We start from the raw sequence: 21,239 nt of genomic DNA on the forward strand, positions 1-21,239 counted from the left end.
CTCCTTGTTCAGAGGACAAAATTTGAGAACAGCCAGGGAGAGTCGCTATCTATGGCCGAAAAGGTGCCTGGGTTGTTTTTGGTAGGATTCCAGTCCGAATAAACCCCTTTTAGTTCGCCTAGATACTGTGAAATATAAGATAGTGCCACTTCATGATCCATGTCTTCGGCTTCAATTATTCCTGCCGACGGATGGCTCAGGATCCATAAGTAACCGGAAAGAACTCCGGCTGCTACCTGTAACGTTGTTGCAGTGTTGAGAGTGGCAAGTTCCTTGGCCTTTTCGATGCTTAAGATAGATCCATACCAATAACTAGATTTTTCGTGCCCCATAAGAAGAACACCGAGGTAATCAGAACCCGACAAGATATCACCAGGACGAAGTACTTTTGTCTTTTCTGGAGTCATGCAATCATTGCCGAACCATTCATGTACAGAGAGAATTGCTTCATCGCTTGGGCGATAGGCATAATGGACAGTTGGTCTATATGTCTCATCGGCAGTTCTGAGCGTCAAAAAGTCAGCAATTGAAATTGCCTCGTGATGAGTTACCAAATAACCTAAGCTAGGGCCGTTAAATGGCGTCCATGTCTTAACTCTAACAGAGGCCCCTGGCTTCTCAATATAGATTGCTGCTCCGCATCCATCTGTATGCATTGACGCATCCGTGGGTAGACTTCGCTCGTGACTTCCCCAGCCCAACTCTGCCGGTTGTTGCGACTCACTTATGAACCCATGCACTGACCAAGTATTTACGAACTCACCCCTCTCCCTAGATTTCTGATAAATTTGCGAGTCGTACTCTGCGACATGGATTACTTTGACACCCAATCTTTGGCTTAGGATAGCCCACTGCTCTTTATTAGAGGGCTTTTTACAATCACCCAATATCTCTTCCGCTAAATCTAAAAGAGCACGTTTAACGAAGTGGGATACCAACCCAGGATTCGCGCCATGCGCCACGAGAGCCGTCACCCCTGAGCCTAGCCTCTTTTTCAGAGACAGCATTTGTTCTCTTAAGTGATAGTTAGTTCGCTTATGCAGTGGTATGGTTGGGTCATCATATCCGCCCTTCCACGGCTCAATGCATGTGTCTAAATAAAGAGCCCCTGCGGAGCGGCATAATTCTATCAGGGCAAGACTTGAGACGTCGGTTGATAGATTTATTAGAACCGTCCCTTCACCAAGAATCGGCACAAGAATGTCGCGATAGTTGATTTGATCAATTGCAGAGTTGATAAATTTTAAGCCAAAACTGTTAGCAAAGTACTCAATAAGCGGTGGTGTTTTTGGATCGATCGCGTAGATTTCTAAAGTAGATAAGTCGTGAACCTTAGAAAGGAGAGGAAGGAAGGACTGGGCAATCGTTCCTAGTCCCACAAAGACAATTCGCTGGGGGGGATTAATTGAAAAATCCATTCAAGCATCCTTACTGTCTATTATGAAAATCTGTTTCCCTATGCCTGCATGTCTACTTTGAACTTGGCTGGCATGTCAAATTATTTTTCTGGATCGCCTATATTTTCTTTTTAAATCAAATACTTAATCGATAGTTAACTTCGGGGAGGGAGGTGCCAACTGGGCAGGTTTTAGTCAGCTCCGTGGCAAGTGACAATGATTTTCACTTGCACATCACGCACTATGCAGTTTTTGGGCTTGCCCGCTTGAAACTCCCTTCTTATCGCCGCACTCGTTGGAGCTTGCAATCAAGACTGGCAGCCAGGCCCAGAGAAGGGGTCAGGCCTTAACCGCAGTGGAGCGCTTGACCAGCGTTTCGGTCGACAAGGCCAGGATCAGATCTAACACTGTTGGCGGCAGCGGTGTTGATGGTCATGTGTCCCTGGACGTCTTCTTCTGTTGGGGAAAGAAGAAAAACGTCTTCTGCGGCGGCGCGATCAGGATATCGGTGGACTTGATGCTCGTGCCTTTGCGCCGCCTGCTCTTGCCTTCCTTGTCCACTGCCTGGATATCGCCGTTGGCCACCGCGACATCCAGGGCCAGCTTCACGCGACTTTCGTCTGCCATGGTGAAGTTGGTGAGCTCCGTCATGAGCTGGATGAAGGGGCGACGCTCGACTTCGAATACCTGTTTGGGTAGCAGCTCGGACAGTTCCCCACGAATCCGGGTATCAGTCACTTGGTCGAACTGGTGTTCTCCTTCGCAGAGTAGGTCCGGCTGGCCGGTCACCCCCACATCCCGGTTAGCGTCGTAACCAAAGAAGCAGGACGGTGATAACAGGTGGGAGAAATTGTTGCCGTACTTCCAGTGTATGGCTTTCATCACGTCGTTGGCGCGGTAGCTGTTCGCCAGGTGGATGAACCAGTAGGCCATGGGGTTGGTGCCGTGTGGGCGAATGAAGAACACCGTCATGAACTGCGCGCCGCTTTCCTGCTTGATCCCGTCCGACAGATAGCGCTGGATCAGGTACTGCCAATCCTGGGAGCTATGTGCTTTTAAGTGCCGTAGCTGTTCCCAGGGGACATACTGTTCTAGACCGATACTGGCAATAGCCTTGCGGTTGGCGTGGCGGTCCGCTAGGTACGTGATTAGAAAGTCGACATTGAAGGTCAGCAGGACCTCAGCATTGCTGAGGTGCTGGAAGATCCATTTGATCTGGCCGAATGGCACGTCGCCGTAGCCGTACTGATCGAGCAGAAACAGAACGCGCTCGCTTTTTCCAAAGGCCTTGAGGCTTTGCGCAATGGCCGGAAGAGCTTTGGTGAACTCGGCGGTATGCAGGTGAATGTCCTGTCCAATGCGGGCCTGATGTCCGCGGCTGGCCAGGACGGCGTGCAAGCAAGCAGTATTCTTCGGCTTCACATCCACAAAGTGATGCTGCGAGCAGATCGGTCGATGCTTGATGCGCCCCACGTTGTTGCGCACTTCCGACTCCTGGATTGCTTCCAGGGCGATCACCGGGGAGCCGAAGTGGTGACCGCCTGCGCTGTCGTTATATATACCTCCACCGCTGAAGCCATCGACAATTGATAGGCCAAGCAGTGGCATTTGCTGATTCCGCATCAGGACATCGATGTAGGCCTGGATGTAGTCGTCGATGATCTGGTGCTTGATCTTGCTGTGTGGATCGATGGTGGGAAAGGTTTGGGTTGCCCAGTCCCAGCGGTACTTCTCGTCATCCTTGGCCATCGGGTCGTCCTTGTTTTGGTATCAGGCGAGGGTCAGCAGCGGAATTTCATCCCAGGTCTGGCCCTTCAGCAGCCGGCCATTAGCTTTCTTTGAACGCTTCACGCCATCGGAGCCCCAGCCGCCCCATTGTTTGAAAAAGAAAGCAGCGCCAAAGGCATCGCACTGGCGGTGGATGTTATCCACCCACTCCTGCTTCATTGGCCGGGCCTTGGCGCCGGACTCGCCGCCGACGATGACCCAATGGATGTCAGTCAGGTTCAGTTCACCCAAGTCTTCTAGTAAGGGTTCCGCGGAGAGGAAACGGATCGCGGCGTTGATGCCACGCAGGCAGTCGATTCTGGGCACGCCGTACTCCCGGTCCTCGACCGAGACCCCCAGCCAAGCGTTGGCCGGCGGTGTGCGCTGGCTGAAATAGTCGGCCAGGCGCTCGGCCCGCTTAGTGAGGATCTGGAAGGTGTGCTGTGAGGCCTGGTGGATAACCGCGAACACCTGGTCGATGTAGGTGTCCGGCACCTGCTCATGGAACAGGTCAGACATGGAATTGACAAAGTAGATGGTCGGCTTCTTGCGCTGCAGAGGCTCCTGCAGTTTCTCTGGGCGCAGGCTGAGGCGAAAGCCGTTCTCGTAGCCGGGCGTGCCCATGGCCTGCAAGCGACGCGCCATGTTCTCGGCATAGCAGTGTTTGCAGCCCGGCGACACCTTGGTGCAACCCACCACCGGGTTCCAGGTCATTTCCGTCCATTCGATGCTGGTCTGCGTACTCATTGCACCGTCACTCCTGTCGTGCGTCGATGTTAGTGAGAAGCTGGCACTTGAGTCAAAGTGCTGGCATTTAGTTCGAGAGCAGGCCTCGCAGCGAGGCCGCCAAAGGAGATGGCAGGGTCGATGTAGCGCATCGCCGATTTGATGTCCTTCCACCCCACGTAGGTCATTAACGCCTTAATGTCCCAGCCATTGGCCGTGGCCCAGGTGGCGAAGCCTCGACGCAATGAGTGGCTGGTGTAAAGGTCAGCCTGGATCCCCGCACGCTGGAGTATCTGCCGCAGTAGGACGATCAGACTGCCAGGATTCAAGCCAGCCTCGTTCAAGTTGCCCCAACGGTCCAGCCGACGAAAAACCATCCCTCGAGCAATCCCTGCTGCACCGATCCAGTCGAGATAGGCCTGTACTGGGCACAGCCGCCTCAGCGCAGGTACGTAGTGAGTGGTGCCAAGGTTGTCCCGGTCACCCTTGCTCCAAGGCAAAAACAGCGTCATGCCAGCACCGGCTTCGGCTTGAATGTGCTCCACCTGCAAGCGGCACAGTTCATCGCTACGAAAGCCTCGCCAGAAGCCGATTAGTAGCAATGCCGTATCCCGCCGACAGCGCAAATATCCCGCCAGGTCTTCGGCTTGAAACAGACACATAGCCTCCTGCTCCAACCACTCAACCGCATGCTCCAGATGCTGTAATTGCAGCGGCGCGGCCTGCTTTGTCTGGCTCGGGTGCAGGGTGCGAATTCCCTTCAGTACCTGGTGTACGGTCGGGGTCTTGGTGGGATCGGGGAAGCCGTGCCTGATATGCCACTGCGCGAGGGCGGCGAGGCGCTGCTTTAGCGTGTTGAGGCTCAGCGTGTCGGCGTAGTCCACCAGGTAACGCACGATGGAGTCACTCGTGGCCGGCAAGAAGCCGCCCCAGGTCACCTCGAAATGTTCGACGGCCGACTGGTAGCTACGCCGGGTGTTTTCCCGCGTGCCGGCTTGCAGGTAGCGCTCGACGTCCTTCATCGCCCGTGCGTGCCCTTTGTGTACTGGGAAACGACCGCGAAGCAGCCGTTTTTGCCAATCATATTGAATAATCATCGGTTATTTTATCTGAAACAAGCCTTCAAATCCTGCTTTACTTCATGACAATTTAGTATGTAAATACATGGTATGTAATCCATTATGAAATCGTAGGAGCAGACCATGGCCCGCGGCGGCATCAACAAGGCGCTGGTTCAGAAAGCCCGCCAGGCCATCCTGGCGCGGGGTGAGAATCCCAGCATCGACGCAATACGGGTCGAGCTGGGCAATACCGGCTCAAAAACCACCATCCATCGCTACCTGAAAGAACTCGAAGACGCCGACCGCGGCCGGAACGCGGCCGCATTGCCGCTCAGCGAGCAGCTGGCCAACCTGGTGGCCCAGTTGGCGGATCAGCTCAAGGAGGAAGCGCAGGCCGACGTGGCCCAGGAGCGCGAGCAACTGGCACGGGAACGACTCGATTACCAGAACCAGATTCGGCAGGCCGAAAGCCGTATCCAGCAGCTGGAAGGTCAGTGCGCTGGGCTCACGGAGCAGTTCCAGGCTGCCCAGCAAGCACTGCTGCAGGAACAACAGCTGCGCCAACAGGCCGAGGTCGAGAATGCCCGCCTGCAGCAAGCCAACCACGACCAGGAAGCGCGCCTGCAAGACCGCGACGGGCAGATTCGCTCACTGGAGGACAAGCATCAGCATGCCCGTGATGCCCTGGAGCACTATCGCCAGGCCAGCAAGGAGCAGCGTGAGCAAGAGCAGCGCCGGCACGAGTCGCAGGTACAACAACTGCAACTGGAACTGCGACAGCTACAGCAGACCCTGATCGTCAAGCAGGACGAGCTGACCCACCTGAACCGCGACAATGCGCGCCTGCTTGCCGAGGCGCGGCAGCAGCAGAAGGATCAGCATGCGCAGCAGAAGCTACTGACGCAGAAGGCTCAGGCTCTGGAGGTCGCCCAGAACACGCTGACCAGCATTGAACGTACGAATGAAGCCTTGGAGCAGCGCTGCCACGCTCTGCAGGATGAGGTGACCCGGCTTGGTGAAGCCTCCTCGATTCAGGCACAGCAAACCCAGAGCCTGCAGGAGCGTCTGGCTAAAGCCACCGCGCAACTGAAATTGCTCGGGCAGGCACCGCCCACGAGCAGCGGTGGCGCAAGTAGCTCATGATCCGGCACACTGAGGTCAGAAGCGGAGTGGAGGTTCAGATGACGCTACCCTACGAACGTACCCGCTCGGTGGTGCAGGCCCAGGAGTTTCTCGTCGAGCTCTCTCGTGACACCACCTTGTCGGAGTCCATCCGCAATGAGGCTCGGCGGCTGCTGTGTCACTACCCGAGCAAGGGCGACATGCTGCAGGCCGGCCGGAATGAGGAGCAAGCGGCGGGTTCGATTTTCGAGCCTGTCTTCAGCTCTTCGATTGAAGACTGAACGGCTACCACTCCTGATATCTGCGCTCAGGCTCAGCCATCGCCCCAGAATTCGTCGCGCCGCACCAGGCCGAACTCATCCTTCGTGGAATCAGGCTCCTCGTCGAACATGGCGTTGACCATGCGCTCGCGACGTAGGCCGCTTAGTGTGCGGAAAAACCAAAGCTCGCAAAGATGAACCTTGTAGCGCTCGCCATCATGCTTGGAGCCATACCCCCAGTGTGCCTGAAGGGTTCCAAACTGTTGACCATAACCTTCAACGCTAGTGCTCTGGCGGCAAACATCACAGGTAATGTCTACGACCGTTTCAACCGGTTGAGCGGCAGTGTGCTCCATGATCAGTACCTCCTGCGACGGTTGAGGAAAGGGCCATCCAAAAGCCTCAAAGTCGTTTCTGCGCTACGAGCGGATCAAAAACGCTGTCGGCGGATGGGAATGGAGTTCGCAGCACAAGATAGAGGCGGGTGTGGTTAATGCGATCATCGCCCTAGGGCTTTCATGATCAAAAACAGCTACTTACAGACCAAATGAATGAATTTCCCCCTTATCTCGGCATGCCCCCATCTTCGCCTGGCGAGAAGCGCGGCGAGTTTCGCAGCGGTTGACCGTGCAGTACGACAAGGTGCTGTATCTGCTAGCGGACACTCCGCAGTCCCGTCGCCTGGCGGGTGATCATGTCGAGATCTACCACTACCCGGATGGCCGCATCGAGCCCAGGGTGGACGGCACCGCCCTCCCCTTTACCACCTACGAAAAACTCTGCGAGATAGACCAGGGTGCCATCGTCGAGAACAAGCGCTTGGGTCATGTGCTGCAAGTCGCCCAGCTCGTCCAAGCGCAGCGCGACAGTCGGCGCTCGCAATCGGTACCGGGAAATCCGCGGCAGTCAACGCAAGGCAAGATGCTGTCGAAGAAGGCGCAGCAAGAACTGATGCCGGAAGATATCGCCGCCGCCCTGGATAACACGCCACCATCGAGGCGAAGTCGCCATGCGTGAGTCAATCAGCGCCGAGGCACTGAAGATACTAGTGGTTGCCGGAGCTGCGCGGTACTTACGTGCTATTCCGGAGCCTTCCGGCCACGGTTGGCAGCTCCAAGTGCGCTACAGTCCCGATGGTCAATATTACCCGCTACGTTCTCGACGTGAACTTGTGCGCGTATTTTGGTCACTGGACTCGCTTAATCGGTACGCAAATCGTTTGGGCATCCACACGTATAGCGTGGAGTTATAACTGTGACACGAATTTCCCCATGTGGGGAGTCGACAGGTTTCTAGAAAAATAGTTCGATAAATGTAGCGACTTTCGTTTGCAAACCGCTACAAATAGCGCTGCGGGCCAACCAGCTGAGGTTTTCCAACACCTGATAGTGTGGAATAACGCTTCTCTGAGTTCCGGAATGTATCCACATATTATTTAGCGGGTGTGATAATTTTTATCTAGCCCTCTTTATCGAAGGAGAGGGCCAGATAACATTAGATCGCTGCAAAATAGGCCAGCAGCAAGGCTACTGCGGTCGTATAGCGGAGGCCCGATTTGATCGTATTGAATACGTCGCTGAAATTTGGCGCGTCCAGACGTAGGCCAACACCAGGCCCTACCAACGTCTTAATATCCTCGGGGAGCGTCATTGCCTGCCAAGTGCCTGGAGCCAGTGTCCGCAGGTTCACACCGTAGGAAACCAGCAGCCCGGACTCCTGCGAAATGCCTCCGGAGGCGTCCGGAGATAGACCAACGTCGGTTGGATAGACGTTCGGGCTGCCCTTGAAGCGGTCAAGATATCCGCTGCCGAAGCGAGCCTTTATTCTATCAAGATTCTGCGCCATGGAGGTGAGTAAAGGAAGTATCTCAACGTTGCAAACACGTTCCTTTTCATTGACCATCCTGAAACCAATGGTTACGCCGTTGGCTAGTTCTTGGGCAAGCAACGTCGAATACTGCTGATCCGCTTTGCTGATGTCTCCGCCCGGGACGAATTCCGGGTGTAGCTTCAGCGGAATGTCCCATGCCTCTATAGTCTGTGCTTCGGGGAAGACAAAGCCAGGATTGCATTGACGGGCAAAACCCTTATAGATATTAGCCAGGGATTGACCAGGATTCTGGTAGATATTGATCTCAGCCATCGTCGCCACCTCTAGAGTCCCAGGGATCGTTGGAGATAGTCCGCGCGATTGTTCAATCGCCTGGCTATGCCATCGCTCGGATCGGTACTGTTGGGAGTACCATTCCAGTTCCTCAACTCCCTAATGGCGGCTGGCCAGTCGCTCTGGGAAATAGCAGTCTCAAAGTTTGGGAACGAGGAATACTCACCATAGTGGTAATACAGGTCTGTCACTATGGTTTTGACCGCCGGAGGTAAGGTGCTCCACTGCTGGAACTTCACCTTCATCCGATCAGTGACCTTGATCATCTTGGCGGTAAAGAGGGACAGCCCGTCTTCATCTGTGAGTACCGGGATGAGTTGGGCTAATGCCTGGAAGGTCGCGGTGTTCGCTCCTTTCAAGCCGAGGGCGGGGCGAATTTTTTTGCGCGTGGATTCAGCGATGTTCAGAGCCTGAATGCCGGATTCATCGTGCTGGCCGACATCGAAGCCATAGCCAATCGTTACACCTGATTCACCGTTGGGGTCAGAGGTCGGAATAGTAGCTCTGTTGCCTCGCCCACCAGGTGGAAGCTCATGACGGGCGGTGAAATCGATATTAATACCCATTTCAATCAGATAGGAAATATTGGACTGGAGGCGGCTGACCTTATCGGCTTTGTCACCATCGATGCGGTCTTGGATAAAGGTATTGATCTGCTGGTTCAATTGCACCTGGAGGTCGCTCACCGAAATACTGTTGGCTCCTCCGGTTTCGGCGACCGTACGAATAGTGACCTCATGAACCTTGAAGTAGTCGTCGAACACTAGCACGGGCCGCCCGGCAGTCTGGCTTATGACCTGCGTCAGTTGCCCCGTCAACCCACCTTGTGCTGAGTAGCTGGGGGATGACAGCCAGTCGGTATAGAGGTCAGGAATTCCGTGAGTAATTCGGATCGGCTCTGGTTCCGCTGCGAGCAGAACACGCTGTGCCTCCTCTCGTTCTGGATTTTCTAGGTAATTGTATAGCCGCTCCAGATTGCGCTGAAGGGTCTGATCCAATTCTCTATCCACCTTAGTCTCCTCTGCTTAGTGAAGCCAATTTGTTATTTCATTGATTGTTCGCACTCGCTTTCTAGACGATTGAACTCAGTAGAATACTTGTCATATTCATTTTGCATTTTTTCCGGCAAATACTCTCGCTTCAGGTCTCTGAAGAAGCTGCCCTTCTCTAGTATCTTCTTGCATTGGTGGTTTTTGGCAGACAAGGAGAGATGTGCCGTATGAAAAACACGAGAGAGATAACCAAAACCTTCAAACATATCCCTACACTCTGTTATCAGTTTTCGAGAAATCCAGTAGGCCTTCTCTGTCTCGTTATTCTTCAGTGCTTTCTTCACTTGTTTGTCGTTGAATTTTATAGAGGCGGGCTCGCAGATTGGGGAAGGCTTCCAATACGTGCCAGTAAAACCTGCTGCCGCCCCGCAGAAGCCCTGACAGTCCCTACTTGCGACTCCTTTCTCTATGGTAATTCTGTCATCATTCAGTTTGAAAACGACATCGCACGACATATCGCCGATGCCACGGACGTCGACCTGCACATGACCTGACTCTATAGTTCCATTCAATCCGCAAGCATGGGCATTGTGTCCAGTGCTTCGTATCCGAAACTTTTGAAGTCCTTCGAATAACGGAGATATCGTCAGCAGCCCACTATTTCCAGTCCTATAGTAATCCCCGGGTGGGAAGTAGCTCTTTGGTTCTTCAGCGACACAAAGAGTGATATTGTAGCAAAGGGCGAGTATGGCAAAAATGCTAATGCTTTTGAGCTTCATGTTTATGCCCTGCATGAAAGCAGCTAGGTGGGGCGCTGGGTGATCCCATATAGGATTGTTTTTTTGCTGGTCAGATCGACTGATCTATAAGTTCCGTCGAGCAGGCTAGTCCTCCCAAAAAACACAAGCAGACTTGTAAGAGTCATTCTGTTTTACCAGCACTTCATGCTCAACATCACTAAAGTTTAGACGTCATTGAGCATGAGCTGGAAAAAGTTGCGGCAACGACCCTAGACGCTGAACGCTGCTCACCTGGGGCGTTCCACTTCCTTGCGAAACATCACTCTCTGCTTGAAGCCGAAACCTCCACCACCATCTAGCAGAGCGGGCGGAGCAACCGGTAGATCGGGCTCGCGGCAGGTGGCTATCACGCGCCTGGCGAAGACTTCATCGAGCGTACTGCGGCTCTTAACATTCCCCTCTCCGTACTGTACCCGGCAACTGCTTATGCGCCCCGACGAGCTTGCGAAGCGGAAAAACACCACAACATCGGCCTCGGGGATCTCATCTCCCGGTGCGAACAGCGGGTAACGAAGCCTCTTGGCGAATTCCTGGCGGAATTCCTGGATAAAAATGGCCTCTTGCTCTGCTCGCTCCTGCAAAGTGACTGAATGGGAGCAGCCGCCGATCATACTCAGCAATACCAATAGGCAAACTATCCTCAACGCTCTTCCTCCTTGAAAAAGAGGCAATCTTTTATTTTAGTATCTAAAAATGACTCTTGACGTCTAAGCCAAGAACTGCAAGAGCTTCCAGCGCCAGGTTTTGACCTTCTGCAATACCCGAATTATGTGCAAACTCGACAAGCCGCTCGATTACTCCGACGCTACCCTGATCTGGCTCGACAAATTCCGATATATTATCCATAGCAACTGAGGCGTCCCACGCAGCCTGACTAAGCAGCTCCTTATACAATGCATCAGCGCTAGATATATTACGAACATTTGCGAGATTAAGCCTGGTTCGATCCAAGGCTTCGTGCGCGATCTGAAGTAGCAAATATGGAAATGGATTCTTTTGAATTCGACGTTTCCTGCATGAGTCGCTAATTAGTCCAGCAAGCATTGCTGATCCTTCGGCCTCAATGCGAAGGGAATCATCAGCAATCGAGATTGTCCGCGCCTTCGCAATATAGCCCAAAACGTAAGCATCGAACTGAGTCTCGGCAATCATAGACAGAATCTGATTATTACGATTATTGAAATTCATAAGATGCTCCTTGCCCAATCTCAAACTAGATAGATCAGTGGAAACTGTTTCTGAATTCTGTAGTAGACTGCCCGGTCCAACGTCTGAATGCATGTCTAAAACTCGCTGTTTCCGAGTACCCCAGAATATCGCTAATACGATCAACTGGTATAGATGAATTCAGTAGCAGTGCAATTGCTCGTTCTTTGCGGGCCTTATCTACAATCTGGCGATAAGTGCAGCCCTCGTCCGCCAGGCGACGTCTTACCGTCCGCTCATTCATGCGTAAATACTTTGCGGTAGTCACCAAGCTAGGGTATTGATCTGGTATGGATTCAAGGAATAACTCGATTCGCTGACGGAGCCCTCCCGTCTCTACTTCCAACAGAGCATTGAAACTCTCACCTGCCATAGTCAGGGCTGACTGAAATACCGCCGGATTGGCAGTCGCCAGTGTTCTATTCAACTGATGAGCTGGAAAGCTAAATATTATGTCACTTCCTTCATGCTTCACAGGCAAAGAAAAGAAACCTTCATAGATTGTTTTATCTGCGCCGTGCACAGGTACTGTCAATGCAGAGATGGGAAAGTCATTACCTAACAGGTCCATAATGAGCTTGTAGGTTGCAGAGGCTATAACATTTACATGAAACTGACGGGATGCGTCATTCCACTCTGGCTTAAAGTTAACTGAAATATGGATTTCTACTTCGTAATTCTCCCTAGGCTTGACGTCAACATTAGCTATATCACGATTGAACAACTTGACATAGGCCTTTATGACTTTCAAAATATCACCTACGTTCTCAGCGCATAGCAACGCCAATCCTATCACGCCATAATCAGATATATGGTAATAAGTACCAAGATTCAGTCCTTCTTTTCCTGAATACCCCTTGCTAACTATCCAGTTGTAAAGTGCGTCACTTCTTGACTCTTGATCTGCCGCAAAGGGTGGTATTGCGATATCTCGATCACGAAGATAGTTCTGCAGAGGGCGCCATTCAAAATCAAATATGTGTTCGGTCACCATGTCTATATTCACCTCACCCCTACTGTTCTTGATATAGCCCTGAACGCTGCAAGTGCCTCATGCTCCATACGGATGCCGTCAACGTTGTAGTCGACATACGCGGAGGTCTTTGCAATCACCACACGTCTAAGTGGATTTACATAAATAAACTGCCCGTACACTCCGATAGCCAAGAACTCCCCTTCTTTGCCTTCTGGAATCCACCACTGGTAACCATACCCAAGATTTGGCTCACCATCCTCTATGTAACGTCCAGGACGCAAGTGAGCACTCCGAGGTTTGGTTGATGCCTTGACCCACTCAGCACTTACAATTTGACTTCCAGTCAGGCTGCGACCGCCATGAAGAAATAATAGACCAATGCGTGCAAAGTCTCTTAGGCAAAGGTTCACCCCACCGAATGCTAGCTCTGTGCCCCGATCGTCTGTTAACCATGCACCTTCACATTCGGCACCCAGTTGGGGCCAAAGTCTTTGATTCATAAACTGTGAGGGGCCCATACCAGTCGCGCCCAATAAAACCATACCAAGCACCTGGGTATCTACGCTAACGTAGTGGTGCACTCTCCCCGGGGCATCTTCTCTTCTCAATGAACTCACTTTTTCATTTACTGATCCGCCAAGCGCTATAGTCCTACCTAGCTGGTTGATATCGGAGTCCGAACTCCCGTAGTCCTCACTGAAAGCTATTCCTGATGACATCTCAAGCACATCTCTCAAAGAAACACCCGCATATCCGCCAGCAGAAAGCTGTGGGGCGTACAGGTTCACAGGATCTAGCAGACTGTGTATTGATCCTTCATCAACTGCCATTCCAATCAAGAGGGACATTAATGATTTGCTTAGCGACCAGCCAATAGCAAGGCTTTTCGCACTATTGCCCAGGTAGTATTCCTCAAAGGCAATGCGATCGTCACTGAGAACTATAAGGCCGGTGGTATTGCTGCTCGCCAACCAGTCTTTAAAGCCAACCTCGTGACCTTGAAAGCTAAATGAGCCAGGCATATTCCTGAGGTTTTTTTCAAAAAAATGAGCCGCTCCGCTCTTCTTTATTGGGACCGAGTTAAACAGTCTCGGCATTGCTCGAAAATTTTCAGCAATTTTCCCCGAGTCAAACAAAGTGTAAAAATTCCACACTCTCACACCTGCACTACCAATGCAGGAGATGATAAAAAAGATGAGAATCATTGAGAGGAAAATAGCATTTCTCTTATTTATCATTCTTGTCGATCTCTCAGTTTGTGCTAGCTCGTCTCGACCCTGCTAACAGCCAGTGACTATCCGGTAGCGGAGCAAGGTTAAGTCCTTAAGGACTTTTCTCTTAACGGTGAAGATCAAGAGCGCTTCACCATCTACTGATATTTACTTTTAACTCGCTTAACACTACCCCGCACGCATGCCATGCACTACTATTATCTGAGTCGCGAAGGTATCCGCCTCTCTTGGACTATGTTTTCAATTTAGCAACACGAAACACTGCAGTATGATCGATATCGCCCTTAGATGAAGCGGCAGACTCATCAATAGACGCCCGCAATAAAAAACCCAACATCACCGCATATCCCGGAGGATCAGCAACAGGATAGATTCGGTCTTTTTCATTGTTTCCACCCGCCGCCTCATGCGTACTACTAGCCCGGAAGCTGATAAAACCAGCATGAAGCATCTTTTTGCTAGAGTATCTTCGGACAAATGCCGGATATTTTCGGACACCCTCTTCGGCAGGTCCTTAGCGGCACCATGTCTTATCTGCGTTTTACTTCATTAAACACCCCATGGAGAGTACTAATTACATGTCGCCCAGATTGTAACTATCGTAGATGAGTCGACTAGAAGTACTCGCTACAATTTATAGATTCGAAAATCCATTTCATGCTTGGAGATATCGAGTGAACACTTGCTTGTGTTACTTCTGCGCTAGGTTCCGTACGCAAAGTAATGTCGTAAGCACCGTAGCGTGCAAGCCAGCGTGACCATTACGGCAAAACTCTTGACGAGCTTCAGAATCCCACGGCCAGCTCAGCTAGGTCCTGGGGACTGGACGCGGTGAACCCCCGCCCACCGAGGCTATCGACGCATCCGGAGGGTCTGGCGGCTTGACAGCGGGCGAAGGCTTGGCGGACTCTATATTGTATTTAGTCGATACTATCTTGTGACTTAGAGACCCCTCCCATGCCCCTGCCTGCCCTACCCCTGGATGCCCTTCTCACCGGCCGCGCCCGGCCCTTCACCCGCCCCGGCTCGCGCAGCGGCATCGTCAAGTCTCCGCGCGACGGTGCGCTCAGGGTCACCCCTGTCGGCCTGGAGGGCGACGAACAGGGCGATCTGCGCGTCCATGGCGGCGTCGAGAAAGCGATCCACCATTACCCACGCGAACACTACGCCGCCTGGATCGCCGAACTGGGCGAACACCCCCTGCTGATGCAGGCGGGCGCCTTCGGCGAGAACTTCAGCACCAGCGGCTGGAGCGAAGCCGACGTCTGCCTCGGCGACCGCGTGCGGGCCGGGACCGCGCTGCTGGAGGTGTCCCAGGGGCGCATGCCCTGCTGGAAGCTCAACGACCGCTTCGAGGTCGCCGGGATGTCCCTGAGGGTGCAGGAGACCGGGCGCACCGGCTGGTACTACCGGGTGCTGGAGGAAGGCGTGGTGGCGGCTGGCGATATCCTGCAACTGGTCGAGCGGCGCCATCCGGACTGGTCGCTGTTGCGCCTGTCCGAGGTGCTGTTCGACAGGCGGGCCGACGCCGAGTTGCTGCGCCAATGCCTGGCACTGCCGCTGACGCCATCCTGGCGGCGCACCCTGGAGCGGCGCCTGGAAAAAGGCCAGGTCGAGGACTGGGGGCCGCGCCTGGAGGGAGCCCCCAGCCAGGCCGAGACGCCCAGGCCGACCTGAGGAAGCGCCGACGCCCCCGCAGGCAGGGAATCGGCCTGGGGATGCATGGAGTGCCGGAAAGCGGGTATAAAGCGCCAGCGTTAAGCGACCCAGACGTCTGCCAAAGGACCCCTTTCATGCTGCGGCTCTCGATGCCGGCCCTGCTCCTGGCTCTTGCCGGCTGCGCCACCAAGCCCCCCGCCAATCCCGATAACCTCTGCGAGATCTTCCGCGAAAAACCGAAATGGCACGAGGCGGCGCTGAAGATGCAGCAGCGCTGGGGCGCGCCGGTCCAGGTGCCGATGGCGATGATGTACCAGGAATCGTCCTTCAAGCACGACGCCCTGCCGCCGCGCTACTACTTCCTCGGTTTCATTCCCTGGGGCCGGGTCAGTTCCGCCTACGGCTACGCCCAGGCCAAGGACGAGACCTGGGCCGACTACAAGCGCGAGGCCGGCGGCTGGGGCGCCAGCCGCGACGACTTTGCCGACGCCCTGGACTTCATGGGCTGGTACATCCAGAAGAGCCAGCGGGTCAACGGCATCTCCAAGTGGGACGCCTACGGCCAGTACCTGAACTACCACGAGGGCTGGGGCGGCTACCGCAACCGCAGCTACGACGCCAAGCCATGGCTGAAGAACGTCTCGCAGAAGGTCCAGTCCCGCGCCTCGCTGTTCGGCGCCCAGTACCGCAGTTGCCAGCAGGAGCTGTCGCGCGGCGGCTGGTTCTGGTAGCCCCGTCCGCGCACGCCGCGGGCTCGAACCTCTTCCGCCTTCGACGAGGGTAGCGTCCGCCAAGACGGCCCCAAGCCGGATCGGCACGCTCGAACGGCCATCCTGCGTCATGGAACCACAGGCGCATCCTGCCCAGGCAGCCCGCAGCGCCAGTGAACAGGCGGGTCGTCGAACCGGCGGCTGGCCACCTGGCCGAGCGGCCTGCCCTCACCTTTCACCCCGTTTCGCTTCCCAGGCCAGAGCGCTCGCGGATTGGCAGCGTCAGATTTCCTCGTCTACTGTTTGGATAAAAGTTTGGCGCCAGAAATACGTCAATAAATTGACTAAAAAAACTTACCCAGACTACGGATATTTCCCTGGGAATGCTAAGATAGCTATCACAAAGCCACTATCGACGAATGAACCTATTCGACGGGAAAATGACTAAACCGCGTGGCAAATGAAAAATAGTCACTAAATTGACGCTTCACCGCCTTGCTCTTCCCTATCCACTCAATGGACTGCCCGTGATCGGCAGAGCAAACAACATGCATTCGAAGTCGGTAGATAGCCTGTCGCTGACACGGGCTGGATTCATCGAGTACTTCCTGGTCGCGACCAAGCTGGTACACGCGCTCACCGCCATCGCCCCGGCGCTGTTCCTGCTGTACTACCCCGGCCTGGTCCCCGTGGAGCTGCGCAGCAACATGCTCGGGCTGCTGCTGTTCTTCGGCGCGCTCACGGTGATCATGTTCCAGGCACTGGACGTCTACTCCGACGATATCTTCAGCAACCGCCTGCGCTTCCGCATCATGTTCTTCGCCTGGGCCTCGGCGTTCTGCCTGCTGTTGTTCATGTACCAGGGCCTGGGCCTGTTTCCCTACCTCAGCAGCAAGCTGGTGATCTTCTGGTTCACTGGCAGCCTGCTGCTGTTCGGCGTGCAGCGCCTGCTGGTGCTGCGCCTGTACCGGGCCTGGATGAAACGCGGCATGTACCTGCAACGCACGGTAATCCTCGGCTTCACCGAGAGCGGCATGCACCTGGCCGAATACCTGGTACGCAACCACGACATCCGCTCCGGCATCATCGGCTTCATCGACGACCGCTCCGAGCGGGTTCCGGAGAACTACAACTCGCTGCCGCTGCTGGGCAACACCAAGGACCTGGAGAAACTGATCCGCCAGGAACAGGTCGACCAGGTGCTGGTCGCCCTGCCCTGGTTCGCCGAGGGGCGCATCGGCGCCATCGTCCACCGCCTGCGGCAATTGCCGGTGAACGTCCTGCTGGTGCCGGACATGGCTGCCTTCCGGCATGCCCACAACCGCATCGTCGACGTTTCCGGGATCCCCATGTTCAACGCGTCCGAGCTGCCGCTGCGCGGCTGGTCGCCGCTGATCAAGCGCTGCGAGGACCTGGTCCTGGCGAGCATCGCGCTGGTCCTCTTCGCCCCGCTGATGGCCCTGGTGGCCCTGGCGATCAGGCTCGACTCCAAGGGGCCGGTGCTGTTCCGGCAGAAACGCTACGGCTACAACAACCGGCTGATCTGGGTCTTCAAGTTCCGCTCGATGTACACGGAAAGGACCGACGCCAACGCCGAACGCCAGACCACCCGCGACGACGACCGCATCACCCGGGTCGGCCGCTTCATCCGCAAGACCAGCATCGACGAGCTGCCGCAGCTGTTCAACGTGCTCGCCGGCAGCATGTCGATGGTCGGTCCGCGCCCCCACGCCACGGCGACCAAGGCCGCCGGCATTCCCTTCGAGGAAGCGGTCAGCGAATACAGCTCGCGCCACCGGGTCAAGCCCGGCATCACCGGCTGGGCGCAGATCAACGGCTACCGCGGTGAGACCGACACCCTGCACAAGATCAAGAAACGCGTGGAATACGACCTCGAATACATCGCCAAGTGGTCGGTGTGGTTCGACCTCTACATCCTGTTCCGTACGGTGCCAGCCGTACTCCTGACCAAGGAAGTCTACTGATGAACGCCGTCGCCCCGCTGATCCCCTGCATCGTTTCCGGCGGTTCCGGGACCCGCCTGTGGCCGGTTTCCCGGGAGAGCATGCCGAAACCCTTCATGCGCCTGGCCGATGACCAGAGCCTGTTGCAGAAGACCTTCCTGCGTATCGTCGGGCTGCCGGACGTCGCCCGCCTGCTTACGGTGACCAACCGCGACCTGCTGTTCCGCACCCTGGACGACTACCGCGCGGTCAACCGCAGCGGCCTGGCCCAGGACCTGCTGCTGGAGCCGGTGGGACGCAATACCGCGCCGGCCATCGCCGCCGCCGCGCTGCATGTGCAGGAGCACTTCGGCGACCAGGCGCAGTTGCTGATCCTTCCCGCCGACCACCTGATCCGCGACGAGCAGGCCTTCGCCGCGGCGGTGGCCGAGGCTCGCGGACTCGCGGCCCAAGGCTACCTGGTGACCTTCGGCATCACCCCGGAGCGCGCCGAGACCGGCTTCGGCTATATCGAACAGGGCGCCCCGCTGGGCAACGGCTTCCGGGTCGCGCGCTTCGTCGAGAAACCCGACCAGGCCACCGCCCAGTCCTACCTGGACAGCGGCAAGTACCTGTGGAACGCCGGCATGTTCTGCTTCCAGGCCGCCACCGTGTTGCAGGAACTGGAGCGCCACGCGCCGGAGGTGCTGATCGCCGCCCGCGCCGCCCTGGCCGACGGCAGCAGCCTGGAGAACGGCCAGTGCCGCCAGCGCGAGCTGGCCGCCGGGGCCTTCGCCGAGGCGCCGGACATCTCCGTCGACTACGCGCTGATGGAGCGCTCGGACAAGGTCGCCGTGGTGCCCTGCTCCATCGGCTGGAGCGACATCGGCTCCTGGCAGGCGCTGCGCGAACTCAGCGCGGCGGACGAGAACGGCAACCAGGTACGCGGCGAAAGCGTGCTGCACGACGTCAGCAACTGCTACATCGATTCGCCGAAGCGCCTGGTCGGCGCCGTCGGCGTGCACGACCTGATCATCGTCGACACCCCCGACGCCCTGCTGGTGGCCGACGCGGCGCGCAGCCAGGACGTCAAGTTCGTCGCCCAGGAACTCAAGCGTCGCGGCCACGACGCCTTCCGCCTGCACCGCACGGTCAGCCGGCCCTGGGGCACCTACACCGTGCTCGAGGAAGGCCGCCGCTTCAAGATCAAGCGCATCGTGGTGCGCCCCAAGGCTTCGCTGTCGTTGCAGATGCACCACCATCGCAGCGAGCACTGGATCGTGGTCAGCGGCATGGCGCTGGTGGAGAACGGCGAGCGCGAGTTTCTCCTCAACACCAACGAATCCACCTTCATCCCCGCCGGGCATAGCCACCGCCTGAGCAACCCGGGGATCATCGACCTGGTGATGATCGAGGTGCAGAGCGGCGAGTACCTCGGCGAGGACGACATCGTCCGCTTCAACGACATCTACGGTCGCGCCCCCGCCAGCGACGAGAAGAAAGCCTGATGCGCTGCGCCCTGGTCATTCCCACGCGCAACGCCGGCGCGCACCTGGACCGGCTGCTGCCGGCCCTGGCCGCGCAACGGCGGCAGCCGGACAGCATCCTGGTGGTGGACAGCCGCTCCAGCGACGACACGGTGGAGCGCTTCCGCGCCTTCGGCGCGCGGGTCGAGGTCATCGAGCCGGCCAGCTTCAACCACGGCGGGACGCGGCGCTGGGCCAGCCAGCAGGTCGAGGCCGACGCGCTGATCTACCTGACCCAGGACGCCATTCCCGCCTCGCCCGACAGTTTCGCCAACCTGCTCGACGAACTCTATGCCGAGGCCGACATCGGCGTGGCCTACGGCCGCCAGTTGCCGCACCCCGGCGCCGGCCTGCTCGGCGCCCAGGCGCGGCGCTTCAACTACCCGCCGGAAAGCCGCAGCAAGCGCCTGGCCGACGCCTCGGAACTGGGGATCAAGACCTGCTTCAGTTCCGACTCGTTCTCCGCCTACCGCAGCGACGCCCTGGCGGCCGTCGGCGGCTTCCCCGAAGACGTCATCGGCAGCGAGGACGCCTACGTCGCCGCGCGCCTGCTGCAGGCCGGCTACGCGGTGCGCTACGCGGCCAGCGCCGAGGTCTACCATTCCCACGATTACCGCTTGCTGGAAGAGTTCCGCCGCTATTTCGACATCGGCGTGTTCTACGGCCGCGAGCGTTGGATACGTGCCGCCTTCGGCGGCGCGGGTGGCGAGGGCAAGCGCTATGTCCTCGCCGAGATACAGGCCTTGCGTGCCGCCGGTGCCCTGTATCGCGTACCTGAAATAGCGCTGCGTAGCGCGTTCAAGCTGCTCGGCTACCGCCTTGGCCAGTTGGAACGCCACCTGCCGGTCGCCCTCAAGCGCCGCATCAGCATGTTTCCAGGCTACTGGAAGTGAACATCATGACCTACAGGAAGTGCTCCCTCATGAAACGCACCCTCCTCATGCTCGCCATGCTCGCCCTGGCCGCATGCAACACCCCCGCACGGATTCCCGCACCGGACAGCGACACCGTGGACAGCGGCAAGCGTGCCCTGGAAGAACTCGCCAGGCTACCGCCGGCGATGGAGCGGGTGCGCGTCGGGGACACCCTGCGGATCGTCCGCGATGCCGGGGAGATGCCGACCCTCTCGGCGTTCAACGTCGCCACCATCTATGAACTGACGCTGTACACCGTGCTCAACGACGGCAGCATCTACTATCCGTTCATCGGTCGCATCCAGGCCGCGCACCGCACGCCGCAGGAAATCGCCAACGAGCTGACCACCAAGCTCGCGCCGATCTACCGCGAGCCACGGGTCACGGTGAACATCAACCAGGCGCCGGGCAACACGGTGTTCGTCGGCGGCGCGGTGCGCAACCCGTCGGCCGTGCCGATCCCCGCCGCCAACAACATGGAGCAGGCGATCCTCGGCGCCGGCGGCATCCTGCCGGTGGGCGACGCCCGCCGCGTGGCGCTCATGCGCGAGGACTCGGAAGGCCGCTACCACGCCTACTTCCTCGACTTCAGCCAGTTGATGAAGATCGGGCCGGAAGGCCGCAAGCCCCTGGCCATGCAACGTGGCGACATCGTCTTCGTGCCCAAGTCGATGGTCGGCGACCGTATCGAGGGCGTCGACGTCTACCTGAACCAGTTGCTGCCCTTCGCCAAGTCCATCGGCGTCGGCGTCAGCTACACCGTCAACAACGATCGCTGAGGAGCG

At 56.6% G+C, this 21,239-nt stretch carries 21 protein-coding genes; 9 read left to right on the forward strand and 12 right to left on the reverse strand.

Going from position 1 to position 21,239, the window contains the following annotated elements; translation table 11 throughout:
• Positions 1-8 precede the first annotated feature (8 nt).
• The 4 genes from AC4OR5_RS27625 to AC4OR5_RS27640 all read right to left on the reverse strand — a co-directional run bounded on the left by AC4OR5_RS27625 (position 9) and on the right by AC4OR5_RS27640 (position 4,987).
• On the reverse strand, positions 9-1,418 hold the full coding sequence (locus tag AC4OR5_RS27625) for a saccharopine dehydrogenase NADP-binding domain-containing protein (protein ID WP_116271248.1): 1,410 nt from the start codon (positions 1,416-1,418) through the stop codon (positions 9-11).
• 411 nt (positions 1,419-1,829) lie between these two features.
• Positions 1,830-3,146 carry a three-Cys-motif partner protein TcmP gene (locus tag AC4OR5_RS27630; protein WP_003111048.1) on the reverse strand — a complete coding sequence of 439 codons (1,317 nt, stop codon included), beginning with the start codon at positions 3,144-3,146 and terminating at the stop codon, positions 1,830-1,832.
• A 21-nt stretch (positions 3,147-3,167) separates the two neighbouring features.
• Positions 3,168-3,911 carry a DUF5131 family protein gene (locus tag AC4OR5_RS27635; RefSeq protein ID WP_003111049.1) on the reverse strand — a complete coding sequence of 248 codons (744 nt, stop codon included), beginning with the start codon at positions 3,909-3,911 and terminating at the stop codon, positions 3,168-3,170.
• A gap of 29 nt (positions 3,912-3,940) precedes the next feature.
• Positions 3,941-4,987 (reverse strand): site-specific integrase, encoded by a 1,047-nt coding sequence (locus AC4OR5_RS27640; protein ID WP_077488341.1) that lies wholly within the window; start codon positions 4,985-4,987, stop codon positions 3,941-3,943.
• A gap of 105 nt (positions 4,988-5,092) precedes the next feature.
• On the opposite strand from AC4OR5_RS27640, the gene AC4OR5_RS27645 reads away from it, so the two are divergent.
• Both AC4OR5_RS27645 and AC4OR5_RS27650 read left to right on the forward strand, forming a co-directional pair.
• Positions 5,093-6,094 (forward strand): DNA-binding protein, encoded by a 1,002-nt coding sequence (locus tag AC4OR5_RS27645; RefSeq protein ID WP_003111051.1) that lies wholly within the window; start codon positions 5,093-5,095, stop codon positions 6,092-6,094.
• A gap of 38 nt (positions 6,095-6,132) precedes the next feature.
• Positions 6,133-6,354, forward strand: a complete 222-nt coding sequence (locus AC4OR5_RS27650; protein WP_010792965.1) for a BPSL0761 family protein — start codon at positions 6,133-6,135, stop codon at positions 6,352-6,354.
• A 32-nt stretch (positions 6,355-6,386) separates the two neighbouring features.
• On the opposite strand, the gene AC4OR5_RS27655 is transcribed toward AC4OR5_RS27650, so the two are convergent.
• Complete coding sequence (locus AC4OR5_RS27655; RefSeq protein ID WP_010794183.1) at positions 6,387-6,689, reverse strand: hypothetical protein; 303 nt, start codon at positions 6,687-6,689, stop codon at positions 6,387-6,389.
• Between the two features lie 271 nt (positions 6,690-6,960).
• Between AC4OR5_RS27655 and AC4OR5_RS27660 the strand changes: the two genes are divergently transcribed.
• A complete protein-coding gene (locus AC4OR5_RS27660; RefSeq protein WP_147482396.1) occupies positions 6,961-7,350 on the forward strand; it encodes a hypothetical protein in 390 nt (129 codons plus the stop codon).
• 477 nt (positions 7,351-7,827) lie between these two features.
• Here AC4OR5_RS27660 and AC4OR5_RS27665 read toward each other — a convergent pair whose 3' ends face one another.
• The 7 genes from AC4OR5_RS27665 to AC4OR5_RS27695 all read right to left on the reverse strand — a co-directional run bounded on the left by AC4OR5_RS27665 (position 7,828) and on the right by AC4OR5_RS27695 (position 13,708).
• On the reverse strand, positions 7,828-8,475 hold the full coding sequence (locus AC4OR5_RS27665; protein ID WP_023108225.1) for a DUF3218 family protein: 648 nt from the start codon (positions 8,473-8,475) through the stop codon (positions 7,828-7,830).
• Positions 8,476-8,486: 11 nt separating this feature from the next.
• Positions 8,487-9,506, reverse strand: coding sequence for a pesticin C-terminus-like muramidase (locus AC4OR5_RS27670; RefSeq protein WP_019485419.1), 1,020 nt, complete (start codon positions 9,504-9,506; stop codon positions 8,487-8,489).
• A 32-nt stretch (positions 9,507-9,538) separates the two neighbouring features.
• On the reverse strand, positions 9,539-10,267 hold the full coding sequence (locus AC4OR5_RS27675) for a hypothetical protein (RefSeq protein ID WP_023125980.1): 729 nt from the start codon (positions 10,265-10,267) through the stop codon (positions 9,539-9,541).
• Between the two features lie 248 nt (positions 10,268-10,515).
• Complete coding sequence (locus AC4OR5_RS27680; protein ID WP_019485420.1) at positions 10,516-10,932, reverse strand: hypothetical protein; 417 nt, start codon at positions 10,930-10,932, stop codon at positions 10,516-10,518.
• A 43-nt stretch (positions 10,933-10,975) separates the two neighbouring features.
• Positions 10,976-11,476, reverse strand: coding sequence for a hypothetical protein (locus AC4OR5_RS27685; protein WP_058160467.1), 501 nt, complete (start codon positions 11,474-11,476; stop codon positions 10,976-10,978).
• Positions 11,477-11,510: 34 nt separating this feature from the next.
• Positions 11,511-12,488, reverse strand: a complete 978-nt coding sequence (gene vqsM, locus AC4OR5_RS27690; protein ID WP_491952856.1) for an HTH-type transcriptional regulator VqsM — start codon at positions 12,486-12,488, stop codon at positions 11,511-11,513.
• 8 nt (positions 12,489-12,496) lie between these two features.
• Positions 12,497-13,708, reverse strand: coding sequence for a serine hydrolase domain-containing protein (locus AC4OR5_RS27695; protein ID WP_058160468.1), 1,212 nt, complete (start codon positions 13,706-13,708; stop codon positions 12,497-12,499).
• Positions 13,709-14,659: 951 nt separating this feature from the next.
• On the opposite strand from AC4OR5_RS27695, the gene AC4OR5_RS27700 reads away from it, so the two are divergent.
• The 6 genes from AC4OR5_RS27700 to AC4OR5_RS27725 all read left to right on the forward strand — a co-directional run bounded on the left by AC4OR5_RS27700 (position 14,660) and on the right by AC4OR5_RS27725 (position 21,233).
• Entirely contained in the window at positions 14,660-15,379 is a 720-nt protein-coding gene (locus AC4OR5_RS27700) for an MOSC domain-containing protein (RefSeq protein WP_023108221.1), read from the forward strand.
• A 116-nt stretch (positions 15,380-15,495) separates the two neighbouring features.
• The gene (locus AC4OR5_RS27705) at positions 15,496-16,092 is read left to right on the forward strand and encodes a transglycosylase SLT domain-containing protein (protein ID WP_023108220.1); all 597 of its coding nucleotides are present in this window, start codon (positions 15,496-15,498) and stop codon (positions 16,090-16,092) included.
• Positions 16,093-16,619: 527 nt separating this feature from the next.
• Entirely contained in the window at positions 16,620-18,056 is a 1,437-nt protein-coding gene (locus tag AC4OR5_RS27710) for an undecaprenyl-phosphate glucose phosphotransferase (protein WP_003111160.1), read from the forward strand.
• Complete coding sequence (locus AC4OR5_RS27715; protein ID WP_058160004.1) at positions 18,056-19,522, forward strand: mannose-1-phosphate guanylyltransferase/mannose-6-phosphate isomerase; 1,467 nt, start codon at positions 18,056-18,058, stop codon at positions 19,520-19,522. Before AC4OR5_RS27710 ends, AC4OR5_RS27715 begins: the two co-directional genes overlap by 1 nt.
• Positions 19,522-20,433 carry a glycosyltransferase family 2 protein gene (locus AC4OR5_RS27720; RefSeq protein ID WP_003089226.1) on the forward strand — a complete coding sequence of 304 codons (912 nt, stop codon included), beginning with the start codon at positions 19,522-19,524 and terminating at the stop codon, positions 20,431-20,433. Before AC4OR5_RS27715 ends, AC4OR5_RS27720 begins: the two co-directional genes overlap by 1 nt.
• 29 nt (positions 20,434-20,462) lie before the next feature.
• Positions 20,463-21,233, forward strand: a complete 771-nt coding sequence (locus AC4OR5_RS27725) for a polysaccharide biosynthesis/export family protein (protein WP_003089227.1) — start codon at positions 20,463-20,465, stop codon at positions 21,231-21,233.
• Positions 21,234-21,239: the final 6 nt, after the last annotated feature.

The sequence above is a fragment of the Pseudomonas sp. YA1 genome (assembly GCF_058680555.1).

What these genes read in the sequence shown, in the direction of transcription:
- AC4OR5_RS27655 (WP_010794183.1), bottom strand. Translation starts at nt 6,689, where the DNA reads ATGGAGCACACTGCCGCTCAACCGGTTGAAACGGTCGTAGACATTACC.
- AC4OR5_RS27645 (WP_003111051.1), top strand. Translation starts at nt 5,093, where the DNA reads ATGGCCCGCGGCGGCATCAACAAGGCGCTGGTTCAGAAAGCCCGCCAG.
- AC4OR5_RS27725 (WP_003089227.1), top strand. Translation starts at nt 20,463, where the DNA reads ATGAAACGCACCCTCCTCATGCTCGCCATGCTCGCCCTGGCCGCATGC.
- AC4OR5_RS27700 (WP_023108221.1), top strand. Translation starts at nt 14,660, where the DNA reads ATGCCCCTGCCTGCCCTACCCCTGGATGCCCTTCTCACCGGCCGCGCC.
- AC4OR5_RS27710 (WP_003111160.1), top strand. Translation starts at nt 16,620, where the DNA reads ATGCATTCGAAGTCGGTAGATAGCCTGTCGCTGACACGGGCTGGATTC.
- AC4OR5_RS27705 (WP_023108220.1), top strand. Translation starts at nt 15,496, where the DNA reads ATGCTGCGGCTCTCGATGCCGGCCCTGCTCCTGGCTCTTGCCGGCTGC.
- AC4OR5_RS27630 (WP_003111048.1), bottom strand. Translation starts at nt 3,146, where the DNA reads ATGGCCAAGGATGACGAGAAGTACCGCTGGGACTGGGCAACCCAAACC.
- AC4OR5_RS27720 (WP_003089226.1), top strand. Translation starts at nt 19,522, where the DNA reads ATGCGCTGCGCCCTGGTCATTCCCACGCGCAACGCCGGCGCGCACCTG.
- AC4OR5_RS27715 (WP_058160004.1), top strand. Translation starts at nt 18,056, where the DNA reads ATGAACGCCGTCGCCCCGCTGATCCCCTGCATCGTTTCCGGCGGTTCC.
- AC4OR5_RS27640 (WP_077488341.1), bottom strand. Translation starts at nt 4,987, where the DNA reads ATGATTATTCAATATGATTGGCAAAAACGGCTGCTTCGCGGTCGTTTC.
- AC4OR5_RS27675 (WP_023125980.1), bottom strand. Translation starts at nt 10,267, where the DNA reads ATGAAGCTCAAAAGCATTAGCATTTTTGCCATACTCGCCCTTTGCTAC.
- AC4OR5_RS27650 (WP_010792965.1), top strand. Translation starts at nt 6,133, where the DNA reads ATGACGCTACCCTACGAACGTACCCGCTCGGTGGTGCAGGCCCAGGAG.
- AC4OR5_RS27665 (WP_023108225.1), bottom strand. Translation starts at nt 8,475, where the DNA reads ATGGCTGAGATCAATATCTACCAGAATCCTGGTCAATCCCTGGCTAAT.
- AC4OR5_RS27685 (WP_058160467.1), bottom strand. Translation starts at nt 11,476, where the DNA reads ATGAATTTCAATAATCGTAATAATCAGATTCTGTCTATGATTGCCGAG.
- AC4OR5_RS27695 (WP_058160468.1), bottom strand. Translation starts at nt 13,708, where the DNA reads ATGATAAATAAGAGAAATGCTATTTTCCTCTCAATGATTCTCATCTTT.
- AC4OR5_RS27625 (WP_116271248.1), bottom strand. Translation starts at nt 1,418, where the DNA reads ATGGATTTTTCAATTAATCCCCCCCAGCGAATTGTCTTTGTGGGACTA.
- vqsM (WP_491952856.1), bottom strand. Translation starts at nt 12,488, where the DNA reads ATGGTGACCGAACACATATTTGATTTTGAATGGCGCCCTCTGCAGAAC.
- AC4OR5_RS27635 (WP_003111049.1), bottom strand. Translation starts at nt 3,911, where the DNA reads ATGAGTACGCAGACCAGCATCGAATGGACGGAAATGACCTGGAACCCG.